The organism is Clostridium bowmanii (assembly GCF_018861315.1).
Lineage (GTDB): Bacteria > Bacillota > Clostridia > Clostridiales > Clostridiaceae > Clostridium_AD > Clostridium_AD bowmanii.
The window spans coordinates 17,335-34,235 of sequence record NZ_JAHLDL010000030.1 but is presented as its reverse complement, the minus strand read 5'-3'; the positions used below and the strand labels follow the sequence as shown (position 1 = coordinate 34,235).

Below are 16,901 nucleotides of genomic sequence, written 5' to 3'. Positions count from 1 at the left end.
TTAGTTATATTTTTTAAGCCCTCATCATCATTAGCAGCAGCAGAATTATTTTTTATGAATATTTCCTTTTTATTTCTTACTTCTTCTTCTGATCTTTTATCGCCTAGTATTACTTAATTCCTAAAAACCTTTAATTGTGCAAAATTATTATTTTTCAAAAATTAAAATGTTGTTAGACAACATTTTTTTGAACATAACTTGAATATAATAGTGTTAGATTCATTATTTCCAGACCATCTTCAAAAATGATGATGAATTTTGCAATAATATTTCTTTTTAGCAGTAACACAATATTACAAAAAAAAATTATAATTTGTATTATAATTTATTATGTTGTTTAAAATAATTGTGAGTGAAAACTTATAATAAAATAAGGGTGGGAATGTAAAGATATGGGATTAAATGAATTAGAAAGTCAGATATTAATTGACATTTATGAGGCTGATATGTTGCCAGGAATGTCATTTGAAATTGAAAATTATAAATTAACAGAGAAAGACCCCAAAAATAAGAACCAAGAATTTGCTTTCTATTTAGGGAAATTAAAAAGATTAGGTTTTGTAAAATATGAAGAAAAAGAAGCCTTTCTAAAAGCTGGAATTGCTAGCACTAAATATAATAATAATGTAGCTATGATTTGTGAAGATAAAATACACATAGATTCCAAAGGAATACATTTAGTAGAGTGGTATTATCATGGAAATTCAGAAACTCAAAGACAATTGTCTATATATGTTTAAAGGATTAACCGAGACAGTAAGAAATGAATTTAATTTTTTAATATATTATAAAATCACATAAAAATGTAAACAATAGAACTCCAGTAATGGAGTTCTTTTTTATGCCTAATCCTTTTACTTATAATTGTATAACTTTCCAATATCAATATAGCACACACCTACTTCTACAAGGATAGCTTTAGTTAATGCTTTAATAATCTCACTTCTTTTACTATCAAAAACGTTATTATCATTTGTGTTGTCAATAAACCCAATTTCAACTAATACCGCTGAGGCCTTGGTTTCTCTTAACACATGAAAGTTAGCCGCCTTTACTCCTCTGTTTACAAAACCCATAGCTACAAGTGATGCTTGTATGCTTTTTGCTAACCCTTTTGACTTTGCACTTGGATTTAAGTAAGTGTAAGTTTCAACTCCTTTAGCTTGTTCAGGCAGATACGCATTTCTGTGAAAGGATATAAAAAAATCGTACGTGCTTCTATTTTCATATTTACTTCTATCACTAAGGCTTATAGCCACATCACTAGTTCTTATTTCATCTACAATAACTCCATGCTTTCTAATATCTAAAGCTATAGCTCTACCTAAACTTAAAACATCATTAGATTCTTTTCTTCCATTGTATAAGGCCCCACTATCTTCTCCACCATGTCCATAATCAAAACATAACCTAACCATTATTTTCTTCCTCCTTACTTAAATGTTTAAGTAGAAAAATAGTGCCCTCGCAGGCACTATTTCCCTAAGCTACTTCAACGATACCAGTATCCGTAGTAACTACCTTGGCATCTTTCTTGCCAATTAAGCTACCATTTGCTGATGCAAAAATGTTCTTTACAATGACTAAATCCATGAGAGCATTTACCTCAGCTTCTGTTACAGTTGGAACTCCATCACCATCAGCTTTGATGTCATCTACAGTTAAAGTAAAATATTTACCTTCTGTAGCTGTTAAAAATCTCATAACTAATTTATGCATATCACTTTTCCTCCTTTAAATTATTTGGATTACATCTCTGAATTCTCTACTTTCAACTTTGAGCTAAAACCTACTCAGTAACTAAGCTGTACTGGTCTTCTCTGTCTAGGCCAAACAATGGATAAGTTTTGATGTTTGAAATTGCTTGTCCTACAGCAAAAATGTCTTCGTCTGTTGCTACAACTTTTAGGTTACTTAATCTTTTTGTTGCATATTTGTCTTTACCTTTAATGTCAACACCTATCTTCATAGTAAGTTTTAGTGCACTGGCTACTTTTGTTGATACAACTGCCATGTAAATCACCCCCTTTCATTTTGTTTTCATTGAATATATATGCCGCTGAAAAGTTTTGTGCGGGATTTTTTAAAATATATAAATTTGTCCCATCTTCGCATATATTCCATGTAATATGCCCCATATTTCGTGCCTTTCGAGAAACTTGTACCAAGTAACTTCCTGTACCTGAGTTAATAGTGTTGTGAATGAATATTATGGGTGCTCCTATTGATACTGCTAATGGTGCGCCTGCTAAAGTATCTATATAGTTCATTTCTTCGCCAGAGGATATAAAAATGTTATTTAAATTTAATGATGTATCTGCTTTGAAATTATCTACAACTTTTGCATTTGTTTCATATCTTGTAGTACCTGCTAATTTAATTACTCCTGGAAGTACACGGGCAAGTGCTTCAGAAACCGTATCAGCTTCACCTATAACATAAGTGATTTTAGCTCCTAGACCTTTGATGTATACACTGGTAGCTGTATCTAATGAGCTACCAGTGCATACCTTTTGCTGCCGCTATGGGAGCTATTGATGGGTAATACCACCAAAGTGAAAGTAACACAATTGTACGTGTGTTACTTTCACTTTGTTTATACGTAATTTCATAACTTTTTTACAAATTTTGAATAGTTGTTAATTCCAACTTCCTGGTATTGGAATTAAAAAAAAGAACTTGGATATGATATTTGATAGATTTAAGCAGGTAGATAAATCGTTATCAAGAAATACAGAGGGGTCAGGTGTTGGTTTAAGTTTAGTTAAAACGATTGTGGAGTTACACGGTGGTAGTATATACACTGAAAGTGAATATGGGAAAGGAAGCAAATTTACAGTTATGCTTCCTTCAAGAAAGATAATTCAGGAAAATATGATATATAATAGTAAAGTGGAAAGTAAAAATCAAAGTATACTAGTGGAGCTTTCAGCTATTTATTTGTAAATCTTGGCCGTGTAAATAATTTTTATATTTTGTTGATACTTATTCAAAATTTTAGGTTCAAATTCTCCATTTCTACAAATACAGCTCTGAATTATTGCCAAATTTAATCATCAATAATAATGTCTGGAACAAGTAAGACTCCCGCTAAAAGCTGAAGGCTTCATAAGCTTCAAGCGGTCCTTATCAATAAGGTGCAATGTATCAGAAGTAAGTGGGCACTTGATGGTCACAAAATCACTTTGTTTAAGCAATTCTTCAAGTGAAGCAAAGTGTATGTTTGCGTTTTCCAAATAAAAAAGAGATCAGGAAATCTTCCTGATCATCTGTTTTTATTTAATTTTAGTTATCTATTATTTAACGCCCATCCATCCAGAGATTACCATCATTTGAACTTCTGATGTTCCTTCATAAATTTCTGTTATTTTTGCATCACGCATCATTCTTTCAATTGGATAATCGCTTGAATATCCATATCCACCAAATAATTGTAAGCAACGTCTTGTTACATCGCTGGCATTTCTAGAAGCAAATAATTTTGCCATAGCAGCTAAATGAGTAAATCTCTCATGATTATCCTTTGCACATGCAGCTTGATATACTAAAAGTTTTGCAGCTTCTGTATTTGCACGCATTTGAGCAAGTTCAAATTGTGTATTTTGGAATTTTGAAATAGTACGCCCAAATTGAACACGTTCATTTACATATTTTATAGTTTCTTCTATTGCGCCCTCTGCAATACCTAGAGCTTGCGCTGCAACACCGATACGTCCTCCATCAAGAGTTGCCATTGCAATACTAAAGCCTCTACCTTCTTCTCCTAAAAGATTTTCCTTTGGAATTATGCAATTATCAAAGAATAATTCACATGTAGAAGATGCCCTTATTCCCATCTTTATTTCATGAGTTCCAACAGAAAAACCAGGGAAATCTTTTTCAACGATAAATGCTGAAATACCCTTTGTTCCCTTACTCTTATCTGTCATAGCTAAAATAATATATATGTCTGCATATCCTGCATTAGTAATAAAAATCTTGCTACCATTTAATACATAATGGTCTCCGTCGAGTACTGCTGTTGACTTTTGCATAGAAGCATCAGTTCCAGCAACAGGTTCAGTTAATCCGAAAGCACCTAGTTTTTCACCTGAGGCAAGTGGTTTTAAATATTTCTCTTTTTGCAGCTCTGTACCATATGTATAAATTGGTCCTGCGCAAAGACTTGTATGTGCTGAAACAATAACACCTGTTGTAGCACAAACTTTTGATAATTCTTCCACACATTGTACATAACTTAATGTATCCATTCCAGCTCCACCGTATTCTTCAGGAAATGGAATTCCAAGTAGGCCCATTTCAGCCATTTTTGCTACATTTTCTGCTGGGAAGCGCATACTTTCATCAATTTCCTTTGCAATGGGTTTTACCTCTTTTTCTGCAAACTCCCTATACATTTCTTGTAATTGCTTACTATCTTCATCTTGTTTAAAATTCATATCAATTTCCTACCTTTCTTTTTTTTATTTGTGTTTGTCAATTGTATTTTATTAGTTAGCAGCATCTATTGCAGCGCATACTTTACCTGGATTCATAATAGAATTAGGGTCAAATACTTTTTTAATGCCTTTCATTAATTCCATATTTATTCCTCCAACGCACTCTAATAAATAATCAATCTTTCCACTACCAATTCCATGTTCTCCTGAAACAAGTCCGCCACAATCTATTGCTTCTTTATAAATAATATCAAAGTATTTATCAACTCTTACTTTAAATTCTGCTTCATCTAAATCATTACTACATTGGTATATGTGAAGATTTCCATCTCCTGCATGTCCAAAACTCCTAATAGTAAGTCCACACTCCTGCCCAGTTTTATTTGCAAAAGCTAGATAAGACGCGATTTTATTTATTGGAACTACTACATCACATTCATCGAGTAACTTTGTTTCTGCCTGAATTGCCTCTAAGAAACTAGAACGTGCAGCCCATGCATCTTTAATTTTTGCAGGTGTATCAGCTACAAGAACGTCAATTGCTCCTGCTTCTAATACTATTTCACTTGCTTGTTCAATAAGGTTATTTAATTCATCTTCACTACTTGCATCTATAGTAACAAGTAAATAAGCATTTGCAGTTACTCCATCAACTACTTGAGGAAATACGCTCTTTCCAATAAATCTTTCACTTGATAAAACAATTTCTCTTTCCATAAATTCCAATGCTTGTGGATTCATGTGTTCCATTTTAAATTTAGGAACAGCAGAAATACAATCATCTAGATTTTCAAAAGGAATAATTAAACTTGCAACTTCCTTTGGTGCTATCATGGTTTTCAAAGTAAGTTCTGTAATAATTCCAAGGGTACCTTCTGAACCAATCATTAAATTCAAAAGACTGTACCCTGAACTTGTTTTTGATACTGTAGCTCCAAATTTAGTAATTTCTCCTGTTGGAAGAACCACTGTCATTGCACGTACATAATCGCGTGTTGCGCCATATTTAACAGCTCTCATTCCACCAGCATTTGTTGAAACGTTTCCACCTAAACAAGCGGTCTTTTCACCGGGATCTGGAGCATATAATAATCCTTGTTTTGCACAATCCTCTGCAAGATCCTTGAGAAGTACTCCTGCTTCAACATGAACAACAAAATTTTCTAAGTCATAAGAAAGTATTTTATTCATCTTTGTAATATCAATTAAAACTCCTCCGAGTAGTGGAACTGCTCCTCCTACAAGTCCTGTTCCTGCTCCTCTTGGAGTTACTGGTATCTTATTTTCATTACATATTTTTACTACTGCAGCAACTTCCTCTGTTGAGTGTGCCATAAATACAACTTGCGGAGCTCTTTTTCCATAAATAGGCATTTCATCATGAGAATAATCATCATTGATATCATCACCTGTTAAAATATGTTTTGGAGCTGCCTGCTGTAATTGTAAGATTAATTCTTCTGTCAATTGATTATACTTAGCCATAATAATCCTTCCTTTCTAAACTTTTTCTTACTAAAGAACATTTACTTTGCTTTTACTTTCTTCATTTCTTCAATCATAACTGGAAGAATTTCAAGTACATTTCCAATAATACCTATATCTGCGATATCAAAAATTGAAGCTTCTTCATCTTTATTAATTGCTACAATATATTTAGAACCTGACATTCCAGATGTATGTTGTGTTGCTCCAGAAATACCACATGCAATATAAAGTTTTGGTGCTACAATCTTTCCTGATTGTCCAACTTGGTGTGTACGACAAATCCAATCACTCTCAATTGGTGGTCTTGTTGCACCTACTACGCCCCCAAGTACATGCGCTAATTCTTCAACAAGCCCAAAATTTTCTATATTTCCCATTCCACGTCCACCAGAAACAATAACTTGTGCATCTTCTAAATTAACAGCTTCACACATTTCTTTTATCGAATCAACAATTTTCGCCTTAATAGCATTAGCTGGAATTTCTACTTTTTTCTCTGTGACACCTGCATTTAAGCCCGCCTCTGGTTTTGAAAAGCTTCCTTTTCTAACTGTAATTACGGCTGTGCCATCTACTTCAATGTGTTCTAAGATTGTACCACCATAAGCTGGCCTTGTGTATATAACTTTACCATCAATTTTATTAATGCCTATAACGTCACTTACACATCCAAGGCACATACGTCCTGCAATACGTGGTGCAATATCTTTAGAAAGTGTTGTATTTGCAAGTAGAACAATATCCGGGCTTTGCTCCTTAACAGTTTGTGATAATACTTCTGTCAAAGTATCTCGATCTGTAGCAGTTTCTATAAAAATAACTGGAATTCCTAGAGCTGCTACAGTATCTGCCATAGCCCTGTTACCTACTATAAGAGCTTCTGCCTCTGCGTCTAATTCTTTTACTGCACTAATCAATTCAAGGCTTGCGCCTAATACTTTTTCTCCATCTGTTTCGATAAACAATAATGCTTTCATACTTTTGTTTTCCTCCTTAAATTAGATTGTCTTATCTTTTTTCATTTGCTCGATAGCAGCACTTACTGCTAGCGACGCATCTTTTTCTTGTATTCTGATACCAGCCTCTTTCTTAGGAGGTGCAACATATTCAATCAAACGTACTTTCGCCTTTTTTACCTCTCCAATTTCTGCTGCGCAATAAGTTGGAATGATTGCCTTACGGCTTGCCATCTTAGTTCTAATAGTAGGATAACGTGGATCATAATTTGGTTTACTAACTGTTACTACAGCTGGAGATTCTAAAGAAACTATATTATATCCTTCCTCAGTTTCTTGATGAACTTCCATTCCACCATCTTTTAAATCGATTACAATTGCACTACTAACAAAGCTTGTCTGCATTTTTTCAGCAAGTAATGCTCCTACCTGACCAGTAATTTCATCTGTGGATTCCTTTCCACAAAGAATTAAATCAAATTTTTCGCCTTTGTCTTTTTCAATTTTATGAATAGCATCTGCCAAAACATCAGCTGCTCCATTAGCATCTAAATCTGCATATAAATTATCTTTTGCAAAAAATGCTTCTTTAGCTCCTACAGAAAGACAATTTTTTAATGTATTTATAGAATCATCTGCTCCAACATTTAATACACTAACATCTCCTCCATTAGCTTCCACAAAACGAACTGCGAGTTCTAATGCATATGTATCAAATGCATTTGCTACCATAGTGACTCCATTCAAATTAGGTTTTTTAGTCTTATTATCCAAATGGATTTCAATAGAATCATCTGGAACTTGTTTTACACATAACATAATTTTCATACTTTCCCTCTCCTTTACACTTTTACATTATAAAATAGTTTTTTTTGATAGAACTATTATGTATTTAAATTTTCTTAATACTATTTGTTGTTGGTATTATGGTCCTACCACTTTAGCTAAGTTTATCACAATGTTTAAAACAACTCAATCATTTATACAATTTTCTTTATTTAATAATTTAACTTCTAGGCAAATCAATTGGATATAGCTATAACCATCTAATAATTTATTTTAAATCCTTTTAATATTTAAAACTTCGTCAATTTGTGTTTTATAGCAGAGATAAAAATTAATTATTTGCTTACTATTTATAAATGATTTGTTTGCATTGCTAAATAGTTTATATATATCCTTAAATATCAAAAACGCAAAATCATTTCCCATATATGTAACATAATAATTATTTAAGTTATAATTAAGAATTTTTTATTTATTTAATTAATTTTAACAAGATATTCTTTTTGTTTAGAATTTAAAATTTGTAACCTTATAAAAGGTAAATCATTTTTAGTTTTTCATAATCTAGTAATAAATCTTTCCTACTAAAATAGTTTTTTCAATAATAGATTTCAACCAATCTTTAGCCACATTATCATCTTTAAACTCTACTATATATTTTTATGTGTCTTCTCAAAATACGATAGCATATTCGCTATGCGCATAAATACCCTCGAGCCATGTGAACAAATTTTCTATTTTGTTCACATGGCTCGAGATATTTTGTAAATATATGGATGTAGTGTAGTGGAATATAGTTCTTTGCTTGCTATTTTTATCTTAAAATATTAATTAAATCGTAAAAATAATATTTTCTATTTCTTGGTTTTTGATCTGAATAAATTATTTTGGCCTCCACTAATTTTCTTAAATACCCATCCAAAGTTGTTGTAGGAATCTTTATATTACTAATTATTTTACCTTTTGTGAAAATAGGGAATTCAAATATAAGATCTATAACCTCTCTCATTTTGCTACTATCTATTATTTCTATACTTTTATTTATTGCTATACTGTATACTTCATTTATTTTTTCTATTTTAGCAATTAATTTGTTTGATTCATTTATACATGCAGATAAAAAGAAGTCTATCCAATCAGAATAAATTTTTCTTGCTACTACAATATCTTTTTTATATTGCTCTTCATCATCTTTTTTATCCATTACAATTACTCTAGTTGCATTTAAAAGATCATAATATTTAAACTTGTCTTTTTCTAAACTTTCACTAACAAATAAGTTAGCACTACTTATGAATCCCTTATTATATAAATATAAAGGAATAAGTATCCTTCCTATTCTACCATTACCATCTAAAAAAGGATGAATTGTCTCAAACTGTGAATGAATTAATGCTATTTTAATTAAATCATTAGTTTCATCATCTTCATTTATAAATTTTTCTAAGTTACTCATATAACTGTCTACAAGCTGTGGTTCTGGTGGAATATATGAAGCATTTTCTAGCGTGCAACCTTGTATTCCTATATAATTTTGAACAGTTCTAAATTCTCCTGGAGTTTTTCCACCGCCTCTCACGCCACCACCAAGTAGTGTCTTGTGTAAATTTTTTATTAATCTACTGCTTATAGGCAATCTTTCCAGACCATATACCCCTTCTTGTAAAGCAATATGATAATTTATTACTTCTTTAATATCATCCGTAACATTTTTTTCATCTGATCTATACTCTAACATATCATCCATAGTTGCCTGGGTACCTTCAATTTTGGAAGATTCTAAAGCTTCTTTTAATGAGAATAAATCCATTAAAAGAGCAGGTCTTACTTTTGAATTTTTTAGTTTTTCGTTATAGATAGCAATTTCTTTATTTGCTTTTATTACTTTATTAAATAATCTTTCCTTATCAATTAATTCTTCATTAGGTAATGTAAATGGTGCATACGGTTTTTTCATTGTTAAACCTCCTTATTTAAAACGATTTTATTAATATTATCGTTACTATTACTATAAATTATACCATTTAAAACTAAAAAGTATACTTTTTAGTTTTATTTTATTTTAAAAATTCAATTTTTTTAAATATTAAACTTGCCCTTAAATTTTGTAATAAGCTCAAAATCTTTAGTGGCTAAAAGTTTTGCCAAATTTTCATTCCCAGTGGCATTTAAAAATTCTATGAAATTAAGCGGATGCAAGTCCATAAAATCAACCTTACCCACAGGAAATGATGTGCCAGGATGGTGTTCCTCGCCAAGCAATGATCCTGCAGTGACTATATGATACTGCAGTGCATTTTCATAAAAATATTTTAATGACGTTAATGCACGAGGTACCTCTTGAACCTCATCAAAAATAATTAGTGTATTATTAGCTTCTATTGTAACACCCGATTTAATAGTATCTAAACATTTAAGTGCTTTTCTAACCTTTGAATAAATTAAATCAATAGTATCTTCTTTTTCTTTTACATAATCTCTAAATATTTCATTAACTTCTCTCAATTTTTTACCACCCCTTCACTTTTCTAAAAACGTTTTCTAGTTTAGGGACATCGTCCTTAAATATCATATACCTTATCCTTCCATATAGAACCTTATTAGACTTGGAAAGTTATGACCATCATCTAAAAAGTATTGTAGATAATCTGAAATTTCATCATAATTTTCTCTATATACTTCTAAAATTTGTATCAAATTCTTCCTTGCATCTTTTAATACATAATTATTAAGATTTAAAAGTTCAATAGTGTATGATGCTCTCTTGTTTCTTATATCTTCTGCATCTTTATATATTGGTACAATTTCTCCATTTGCTAAGTTATAGGTCATAAACTCTTTTGGATTTTCAATTACTGGATTAATAAATTCCTCAGAATATTTATTCTGTTTCATGCTACCACAACTATTTTTTTCATTACAAGAAACTATTAAATTATTATATTGTTGAAATAACCTTGGAAATAAATCTCTAGGCTCGATATGAATCAAATAAACTTTTTAGCAGAGTAGTCTTACCCGTTCCGTTATTACCGATTATAACTACAGTATTTAGAGGAATCCCATTACTATCACAAAAATCTACTTCTAAATTATTGAGTATCTCATGATTAACGAATTTAATTTTTTTCAACTTCATTTTTATTCACCTCCATTTCAAATTTCTCTTTTTATATCCTTCTATAGAAAACCCCTCAATGCTACTATCCCTATTTATATTTTTCCCTGTTTGTGTTTCAGTCAAAAAACTTATCCTCTTGAGCTCCTGCCATAATCTATACTCTTCTTTAGATTTAATGCAAAGCTCAGTTACAATCGCAGCATTATTAAGTAAATATTCCGTAGTGTACATCACCCTTACAACTTGATAGCCTTTTACTTCTATTTTCCTGTGAAGCTGCTTCCATTCTTCTATTTTGAAAATATAGTAATCCTCTTCTGAATCACTTGGAATGTCCGTTATCATATTTCTTTTCACAACTTTTATATCTAATATCTTGCCATAATAAGTTATGCCAGCCTCACCATCAAATTTCCTCTTTGACTGGGCTAAGGCTACAAACTTAATATTATGCTCTGCTAAATTAACGTTGCTACATTTGGTATGATAGAATTTCCCTTTAAGATTTATTTCAAGTTGCTCTTTATTTCTTAAAGATCCTACAAAAACTGTTATGTCCTTAAATTACTCATCTTTTATATAATTTTCTCGTCCTAAAGAATCAAGTGATCTTTCAAATGTAGAGTAAGATGATTGATTTATTAACTTATCTAAAAACTCTTCCATGAGCCCTGTAGCTTTCGGTAGAAATGGAATGCCACCTATATTTACTTCTTCTATACTCTTGTAGAAATTATGATTTTTGTATTGCAACTCATCTTTATATGGGAATAGTACAAAGGCTCCAAAAACAGAATTGTTATACGTTCCTGTTTTATGATTTTTATATACTATGGCATCTCTGTACCTGTGCATAGTATTTATATCCTCTTCCTTAGGCCCAATGCCACCATAACTATTCTGGTACTATTGATGTCTCTATCTTATACTTTGCGTCAAATACAAATTCGTAGGACTTATCGCTACCTAATTTATTTATAGCTAATAAGTTATCAGGCTAATGCGATATTATTTTGCTACCTTCATTTTTAACATTTAAGCTTCTGGATTTAAAAGAGTTATAGCAGACCTTAAAGGTTTCCTTTGTTTTGGTATTTTCGAATTCTAAAGCTTCCGTTACACCTTTATTAAGTGAAATAAATATCCCCTCTCTATTAACAGTTATAAAGTCTGAACTTATTAGCTTATACCTCTTTCTAAGTAGAGAACTTATCTTTATAAAACACCAATACTTATATAACAAACTAAGTTCCTTCATTGATAAGGAAAATATATTACTATTAATGCTTAATCCCTTTTGTAACATTAATCATCACCTTAAGTGCTGTAGTATTTATAAATTTCTATATATCCTCTTGCCATATTAAAGACTAAGGACATAGAAGTATTTCTATAATCACTATCTACATCCTTTAAAAATGAAGTTTTTAGTTTACTATTTATCGCTTTCTTCATGGTATTTAATTTATTTATAATATCTTCATTCTTTTTCCAAGGTGTGGCTGAACTTGATCCTATCTAATTAACTTACTGTTTACCCCAAATCATAGTTATCCAAGTTGATTAGGGTAAGAGATGATTACTTTAATGCCGTTAATCCTCTTTATGAATCCGTTCCTCAATTTCAAGTATCTCTCTTTCCTTATTTATCTCTTTCTTTAACTCCTCTTCCGTAGGCATATAGAGCATATACTTTGAGGCAAATATTTGTTTGCTTTCTTCTAAAATTGAGTATTTTACTATAGTCTCATTCTTTTCAGAGCATAATATAATTCCTATGGTTGGATTATCATCTTCTCCCTTTACTTCTTTCTCATAGTATCTAACATAAAAATCCATTTGACCTATGTCTTTATGAGTTAATTTGCCTAGTTTTAAATCTATTAAAACAAAACATTTAAGTAAGTAATTATAGAAAACTAAATCCACATAAAAGTGCTCGCCATCTGCCGTTATTCTTCTTTGTCTTCCTACAAATGAAAAACCTTTCCCAAGCTCTAACAAAAACTCTTGAAGATTATCTATTAATCCTTGCTCTAAATCCTTTTCTAAAAATTTTTTATTTTCCTTTAAATTTAAAAATTCTAATACATAAGGATCTTTAACTATTTCATTTATATCTCTAATAGGCTCTAGTTCTTTTATTTCATTCCTAACTTCAGTTTTATTTTCCTCTTGAGTTGATAACAGACGTTCATAATAAAAAGAATTAATTTGTCTTTCTAACTGCCTCGTACTCCAATTACTTTTAACACATTCATCTATGTAAAAATCTTTTTTTTCTGCATTATCTAATCGCATTAACAGTCTATAATGAGTCCAACTTAATTCGCTACGCAGTGCGTAACGATTGTTAAACGTTAAATAAAACTGTCTTATATTCCTAAGGTTTGATGTTGTAAATCCCTTTCCATAATCTTTAGTAAGTTTTTCTGATAAATTTTTCATAATGAACTCACCATATTCAGCTTTTTTTTCTCCTTTTTGCTCCTCAACTATTAATTTGCCTATGTTCCAATATGCTTCTACCATATAAAAATTAATAGACGAATATGTTTTCTTACGAGCTTCATTTAATGTATTTTTTATATTTTCATAAAAATTATTACTCAACTTTATATGATTTTCAGAAGCCATTTCAAATTCCTCCTATATTCTTACTTTCTCATCCTCTTTGAATTTTTATTTAACAAATATTTCGCCTAAATCAGTTAACTCTCTGCTATACATTTGTACTAAAAAATATTTTTATGTATCTTCTCAAAATACGATGTAGCAACTTATTAATTTAACAACCATTTTTATTCTTCTATACTACTTTTCATACCTATATAATATCAACCCATGTGACTTTGTCAATAAAAACATACAGTTTAATTAATACTTTAATTAATAATTATAGATTAATTAATAATTGGAGATCAATAATATACATTTTCATTTGCCACTCATGTTTTCAGATACATATAATTTTTCGTATGAAAAGCCTTGAAAATTCAAGTGTTAAATTATATTTTTTATAAACTTTACTACCCATGTTTCTAGTTTTTTAAGGGATGTCCTAATTAAGAACACCTCTCCCAATATTAAATATCCTCCCCATTACCTCCCTAGGCCTTCTACTAAATTCCGCCACACTAAAATCATACGTACTCCCCTTGCATTCTAGATGAATTTCTCCATCACTTATAAATATCCTCATTCCTTCTACAGAAAATCCCTCAATGCTACTATCCCTATTTATATTTTTAACTATCTCCGTTTCAGTCAAAGAACTTATCCTCTTAAGCTCTTCCCATACCCTATACTCTTCTTTAGATTTAATGCAGAGCTCAGTTACAATCGCAGCATTATTAAGTAAATATTCTGTAGTGTACATCACCCTTACCACTTGATAGCCTTTTACTTCTATCTTTCTATCTAGCTTCTTCCATTCTTCAATTTTAAAAACATAATAATCCTCTTCAGATTCACTTGGAATGTCCGTTATCATATTTCTTTTCACAACTTTTATGTCTACTACCTTGCCGTAATAAGTTATGCCAGCATCCGCTGCAAATTGTCGTTTTGACTGGGCTAAGGCTACAAACTTGATATTATGCTCTGCTAAATTAACGTTGCTACATTTGGTATGATAGAACTTTCCTTTTAGATTTATTTTAAGTTGCTCTTTATTTCTTAAAGATCCTACAAGAACTGTTCTGTCTTTAAAGTACTCATTTTTTATATAATTTTCTCTTCCTAAGGAATCAAGCGATCTTTCAAATATAGAGTAAGAAGATTCATTTATTAACTTATCTAGAAACTCTTCCATGAGCCCCGTAGCCTTCGGTAGAAATGGAATGCCACCAATGTTTACTTCTTCTATGCTCTTGTAGAAATTATGATTTTTATATTGCAGCTCATCTTTAAATGAAAATAATACAAAAGCTCCAAAAACACAGTTGTCATAAGCTCCTGTTTTTTTATTTTTATATACTATGGCATCTCTGCACAAGTGCATAGTATTTATATCCTCTTCTTTAGGTCCAATGCCACCATAAGTATTTTGATATTCCTCTGATGTTTCTATCTTATACTTTGCATCAAACACAAATTCGTAGGCCGCGCTACCCTCATTTTTAGAATTTGAGTTGCTAGATTTAAAAGAGTTATAGCAGACCTTAATCCTTTGCTTGTAATGTAATTATGAATATAAGTAACTTCCTCATTAATATTATTTATAGTTGAAAATTCATTATCTAACTCATCTTCTAATATCACTTCATCCTCCAATTACTCATCTTCTGGTTTACCCTTTGATTTGGAAATAAGATCAAGAATAAAAGTATCTATTTTATCACCCTTATAGAAATCTATGTATTCTTGATATTCCTCTGGAATTGTTGTAGGTTTCTTATCATTTTCTTTTTCATATTGAACAATGTAATCATAACTTACTTCTAGTTTTTCTTTTAAAAGTTCAAGCAATGCTTTATGGCTATATCTAAGCTGCAATGTCATTCCAGATTGACCTTTAGAACTTGGCCAGTAGACTATTGCCGGAAACCCTTTGTTACTTATAAAAATCTTTACTTTTATACTTTTTACAAATGTTAGTTTATCTGATAAGTTATCTAGAAAAGCCTTATGGTATCTCAGTGGTATTGTAGTTCCATATTTAAACGTACTCTTATCTGCTATTTTTCTTCCTAAAAAGTTCGAATTTCCTTTAGTTGTGTCAATCCATGGATCTTGTTTATTACACCCACTTTACTTAACATATGTTAATTATACCGTAATTAAGAATAATCTTTGTTGTGGTTTTTAATTCATTCAAGCTAATCCATTTAATTTGGGCATGTTTTAAGGGATTCCCATATTTAGAAATCCCTTTCAATACTTTCTATTCTTTTCATGTTTTTAATTTTCAAACGCAACTTCTTCTATTCTAAATTCACATAGAAAGTTCTATTTTCGCAATGCTTCCGTTTCAGTCCATTTTAGGTGTTGAAGATAGCTCTGTAAAGATTAGCTAAAAGTTAGATCTTTGCTAATCGACATAAACACCCTGATAGCTGGTTTCATTGTGAAGAAGGTATGACTGAACTTGCTCCGGGTATTTTCCGAAGGAGCTTGCTTCCAATGTTGCTATTGTTGTGGATTGAAATCATTTAATCCCCTTAAATTACTCCTCTTTATCCATCATTTCGACTAACATTTTATATTGAGTTGGGTGTAAAGCTTTAATCGTTCCAAGCAAAGCTCTAGATTTAGTAAACTTACAAAGCTCAGGAATATCGATTAAATCATGTAGACTTACAGGGTGCACTGCATCTTCAGTCTTCTTAATGTCAATTACCCTTCTACCATTTACACGATGCTGTCCGTTTGTAACTATTCCTTTAGCTACAATCTTCTTTTCTGTATTAATATTGTATCCGAGAATTAAATCATCTTTTTTTATAGCATCAAAATTAGGTCGTAACCCTTCTCTTTCGTCATCTTGGTCATATCTTTCAGCATTCCATTGCTCAACCTGACCTACAGCAACACTGGTAGTCCAACTCCGAGGACCTCCATCTTTTTCTTCCCGTTCTGGGTCTGCATTAATCCACCAATAATTCACTTATACCACTCCTTATATATTGTTACTTACTACTTTTATCGTGTTGTCTTGTAATAAAACTCTTAATGCCACTTTAAGGAAGAATTAATATCACCTCATGATATAAATTCAAGTTCTTTAGTATAAGGGTAATCATCTTCCTTTTCTTTTTAACTGTAGTAATTTAATCCCTCATATGTTATTTGTGTTGTTTTCTTAGGTAAATTCAAGCTGAAGTTAAAATCTCTATCGTCATATTCGTATTTAATAATTATCTCATTTTTCTCTAATTCAAACATAGAAAAATAAGAGAATTCGAATTTAATGTTTTGCCTTAAAATCCACCCTAACTTTGCTCTAATTTCAAAATTGAATTTAATCATCATCTCTCTTTGAAAATTAGCAAACAATAACTTCCAGCTATTGTAACGTCCCCCGAAGTCATAGCATAGCCATCAACCTAACAGAACCATAAAATGTAAGTAGTGATTTTTTTAATTAAACCTCTTGTAAATATGAGCAAA

The 16,901-nt window shown here is 31.0% G+C and carries 20 protein-coding genes and 4 pseudogenes; 2 read left to right on the top strand and 22 right to left on the bottom strand.

Features of this window, described 5'->3' with window-relative positions; genetic code table 11:
- The first annotated feature begins 392 nt into the window (after positions 1 to 392).
- Positions 393 to 740, top strand: a complete 348-nt coding sequence (locus KPL51_RS17595; protein ID WP_216164182.1) for a hypothetical protein — start codon at positions 393 to 395, stop codon at positions 738 to 740.
- Positions 741 to 884: 144 nt separating this feature from the next.
- Here KPL51_RS17595 and KPL51_RS17590 read toward each other — a convergent pair.
- From KPL51_RS17590 to KPL51_RS24545, 4 genes and pseudogenes are all read right to left on the bottom strand, one after another.
- Positions 885 to 1,418 (bottom strand): annotated as a pseudogene (locus tag KPL51_RS17590) (N-acetylmuramoyl-L-alanine amidase family protein); the annotation flags it as partial.
- A 64-nt stretch (positions 1,419 to 1,482) separates the two neighbouring features.
- Positions 1,483 to 1,719: a DUF2922 domain-containing protein gene (locus KPL51_RS17585; protein ID WP_216164176.1), complete on the bottom strand. Its 237-nt coding sequence runs from the start codon at positions 1,717 to 1,719 to the stop codon at positions 1,483 to 1,485.
- A 70-nt stretch (positions 1,720 to 1,789) separates the two neighbouring features.
- On the bottom strand, positions 1,790 to 2,014 hold the full coding sequence (locus KPL51_RS17580) for a DUF1659 domain-containing protein (protein ID WP_216164173.1): 225 nt from the start codon (positions 2,012 to 2,014) through the stop codon (positions 1,790 to 1,792).
- On the bottom strand, positions 1,953 to 2,381 hold the full coding sequence (locus KPL51_RS24545; protein WP_376770099.1) for a cell wall-binding repeat-containing protein: 429 nt from the start codon (positions 2,379 to 2,381) through the stop codon (positions 1,953 to 1,955). The genes KPL51_RS17580 and KPL51_RS24545 overlap by 62 nt, the downstream gene beginning before the upstream one ends.
- A 304-nt stretch (positions 2,382 to 2,685) precedes the next feature.
- On the opposite strand from KPL51_RS24545, the gene KPL51_RS17570 reads away from it, so the two are divergent.
- Positions 2,686 to 2,946 carry an ATP-binding protein gene (locus tag KPL51_RS17570; protein ID WP_216164170.1) on the top strand — a complete coding sequence of 87 codons (261 nt, stop codon included), beginning with the start codon at positions 2,686 to 2,688 and terminating at the stop codon, positions 2,944 to 2,946.
- A 146-nt stretch (positions 2,947 to 3,092) separates the two neighbouring features.
- Here the strand turns inward: KPL51_RS17570 and KPL51_RS17565 are convergent.
- The 18 genes and pseudogenes from KPL51_RS17565 to KPL51_RS17480 form a co-directional block, all read right to left on the bottom strand.
- Positions 3,093 to 3,224 (bottom strand): annotated as a pseudogene (locus KPL51_RS17565) (NAD(P)-dependent oxidoreductase); the annotation flags it as partial.
- 72 nt (positions 3,225 to 3,296) lie between these two features.
- Entirely contained in the window at positions 3,297 to 4,439 is a 1,143-nt protein-coding gene (locus KPL51_RS17560; RefSeq protein ID WP_216164162.1) for an acyl-CoA dehydrogenase, read from the bottom strand.
- A gap of 51 nt (positions 4,440 to 4,490) precedes the next feature.
- Positions 4,491 to 5,924, bottom strand: coding sequence for a D-lactate dehydrogenase (locus KPL51_RS17555; RefSeq protein WP_216164158.1), 1,434 nt, complete (start codon positions 5,922 to 5,924; stop codon positions 4,491 to 4,493).
- Between the two features lie 41 nt (positions 5,925 to 5,965).
- Complete coding sequence (locus tag KPL51_RS17550; protein ID WP_216164156.1) at positions 5,966 to 6,904, bottom strand: electron transfer flavoprotein subunit alpha/FixB family protein; 939 nt, start codon at positions 6,902 to 6,904, stop codon at positions 5,966 to 5,968.
- Positions 6,905 to 6,925: 21 nt separating this feature from the next.
- The gene (locus KPL51_RS17545; RefSeq protein WP_216164154.1) at positions 6,926 to 7,711 is read right to left on the bottom strand and encodes an electron transfer flavoprotein subunit beta/FixA family protein; all 786 of its coding nucleotides are present in this window, start codon (positions 7,709 to 7,711) and stop codon (positions 6,926 to 6,928) included.
- Between the two features lie 772 nt (positions 7,712 to 8,483).
- Complete coding sequence (locus KPL51_RS17540; RefSeq protein ID WP_216164152.1) at positions 8,484 to 9,626, bottom strand: Fic family protein; 1,143 nt, start codon at positions 9,624 to 9,626, stop codon at positions 8,484 to 8,486.
- Positions 9,627 to 9,748: 122 nt separating this feature from the next.
- A complete protein-coding gene (locus tag KPL51_RS17535; protein WP_216164149.1) occupies positions 9,749 to 10,174 on the bottom strand; it encodes an AAA family ATPase in 426 nt (141 codons plus the stop codon).
- Positions 10,175 to 10,246: 72 nt separating this feature from the next.
- Positions 10,247 to 10,564, bottom strand: coding sequence for a hypothetical protein (locus KPL51_RS17530; protein ID WP_216164147.1), 318 nt, complete (start codon positions 10,562 to 10,564; stop codon positions 10,247 to 10,249).
- Between the two features lie 250 nt (positions 10,565 to 10,814).
- Positions 10,815 to 11,345: a DUF8743 domain-containing protein gene (locus KPL51_RS24675; protein ID WP_512699091.1), complete on the bottom strand. Its 531-nt coding sequence runs from the start codon at positions 11,343 to 11,345 to the stop codon at positions 10,815 to 10,817.
- Between the two features lie 9 nt (positions 11,346 to 11,354).
- Positions 11,355 to 11,678, bottom strand: a pseudogene (locus tag KPL51_RS17520) (nuclease domain-containing protein); the annotation flags it as partial.
- Positions 11,679 to 11,685: 7 nt separating this feature from the next.
- Positions 11,686 to 12,048: pseudogene (locus KPL51_RS17515) on the bottom strand (nuclease domain-containing protein).
- A gap of 59 nt (positions 12,049 to 12,107) precedes the next feature.
- On the bottom strand, positions 12,108 to 12,308 hold the full coding sequence (locus KPL51_RS24540) for a DUF2357 domain-containing protein (protein WP_376770098.1): 201 nt from the start codon (positions 12,306 to 12,308) through the stop codon (positions 12,108 to 12,110).
- Positions 12,309 to 12,383: 75 nt separating this feature from the next.
- Entirely contained in the window at positions 12,384 to 13,427 is a 1,044-nt protein-coding gene (locus KPL51_RS17505; RefSeq protein ID WP_224853748.1) for a PDDEXK nuclease domain-containing protein, read from the bottom strand.
- Positions 13,428 to 13,851: 424 nt separating this feature from the next.
- The gene (locus KPL51_RS17500) at positions 13,852 to 14,883 is read right to left on the bottom strand and encodes a DUF8743 domain-containing protein (RefSeq protein WP_216164136.1); all 1,032 of its coding nucleotides are present in this window, start codon (positions 14,881 to 14,883) and stop codon (positions 13,852 to 13,854) included.
- A complete protein-coding gene (locus tag KPL51_RS17495) occupies positions 14,859 to 15,053 on the bottom strand; it encodes a hypothetical protein (protein WP_216164134.1) in 195 nt (64 codons plus the stop codon). Before KPL51_RS17495 ends, KPL51_RS17500 begins: the two co-directional genes overlap by 25 nt.
- 12 nt (positions 15,054 to 15,065) lie before the next feature.
- Positions 15,066 to 15,293, bottom strand: a complete 228-nt coding sequence (locus tag KPL51_RS17490) for a hypothetical protein (protein WP_216164132.1) — start codon at positions 15,291 to 15,293, stop codon at positions 15,066 to 15,068.
- 664 nt (positions 15,294 to 15,957) lie between these two features.
- The gene (locus tag KPL51_RS17485; RefSeq protein WP_216164130.1) at positions 15,958 to 16,398 is read right to left on the bottom strand and encodes a hypothetical protein; all 441 of its coding nucleotides are present in this window, start codon (positions 16,396 to 16,398) and stop codon (positions 15,958 to 15,960) included.
- 149 nt (positions 16,399 to 16,547) lie between these two features.
- Complete coding sequence (locus KPL51_RS17480; RefSeq protein ID WP_216164128.1) at positions 16,548 to 16,787, bottom strand: hypothetical protein; 240 nt, start codon at positions 16,785 to 16,787, stop codon at positions 16,548 to 16,550.
- Positions 16,788 to 16,901: the final 114 nt, after the last annotated feature.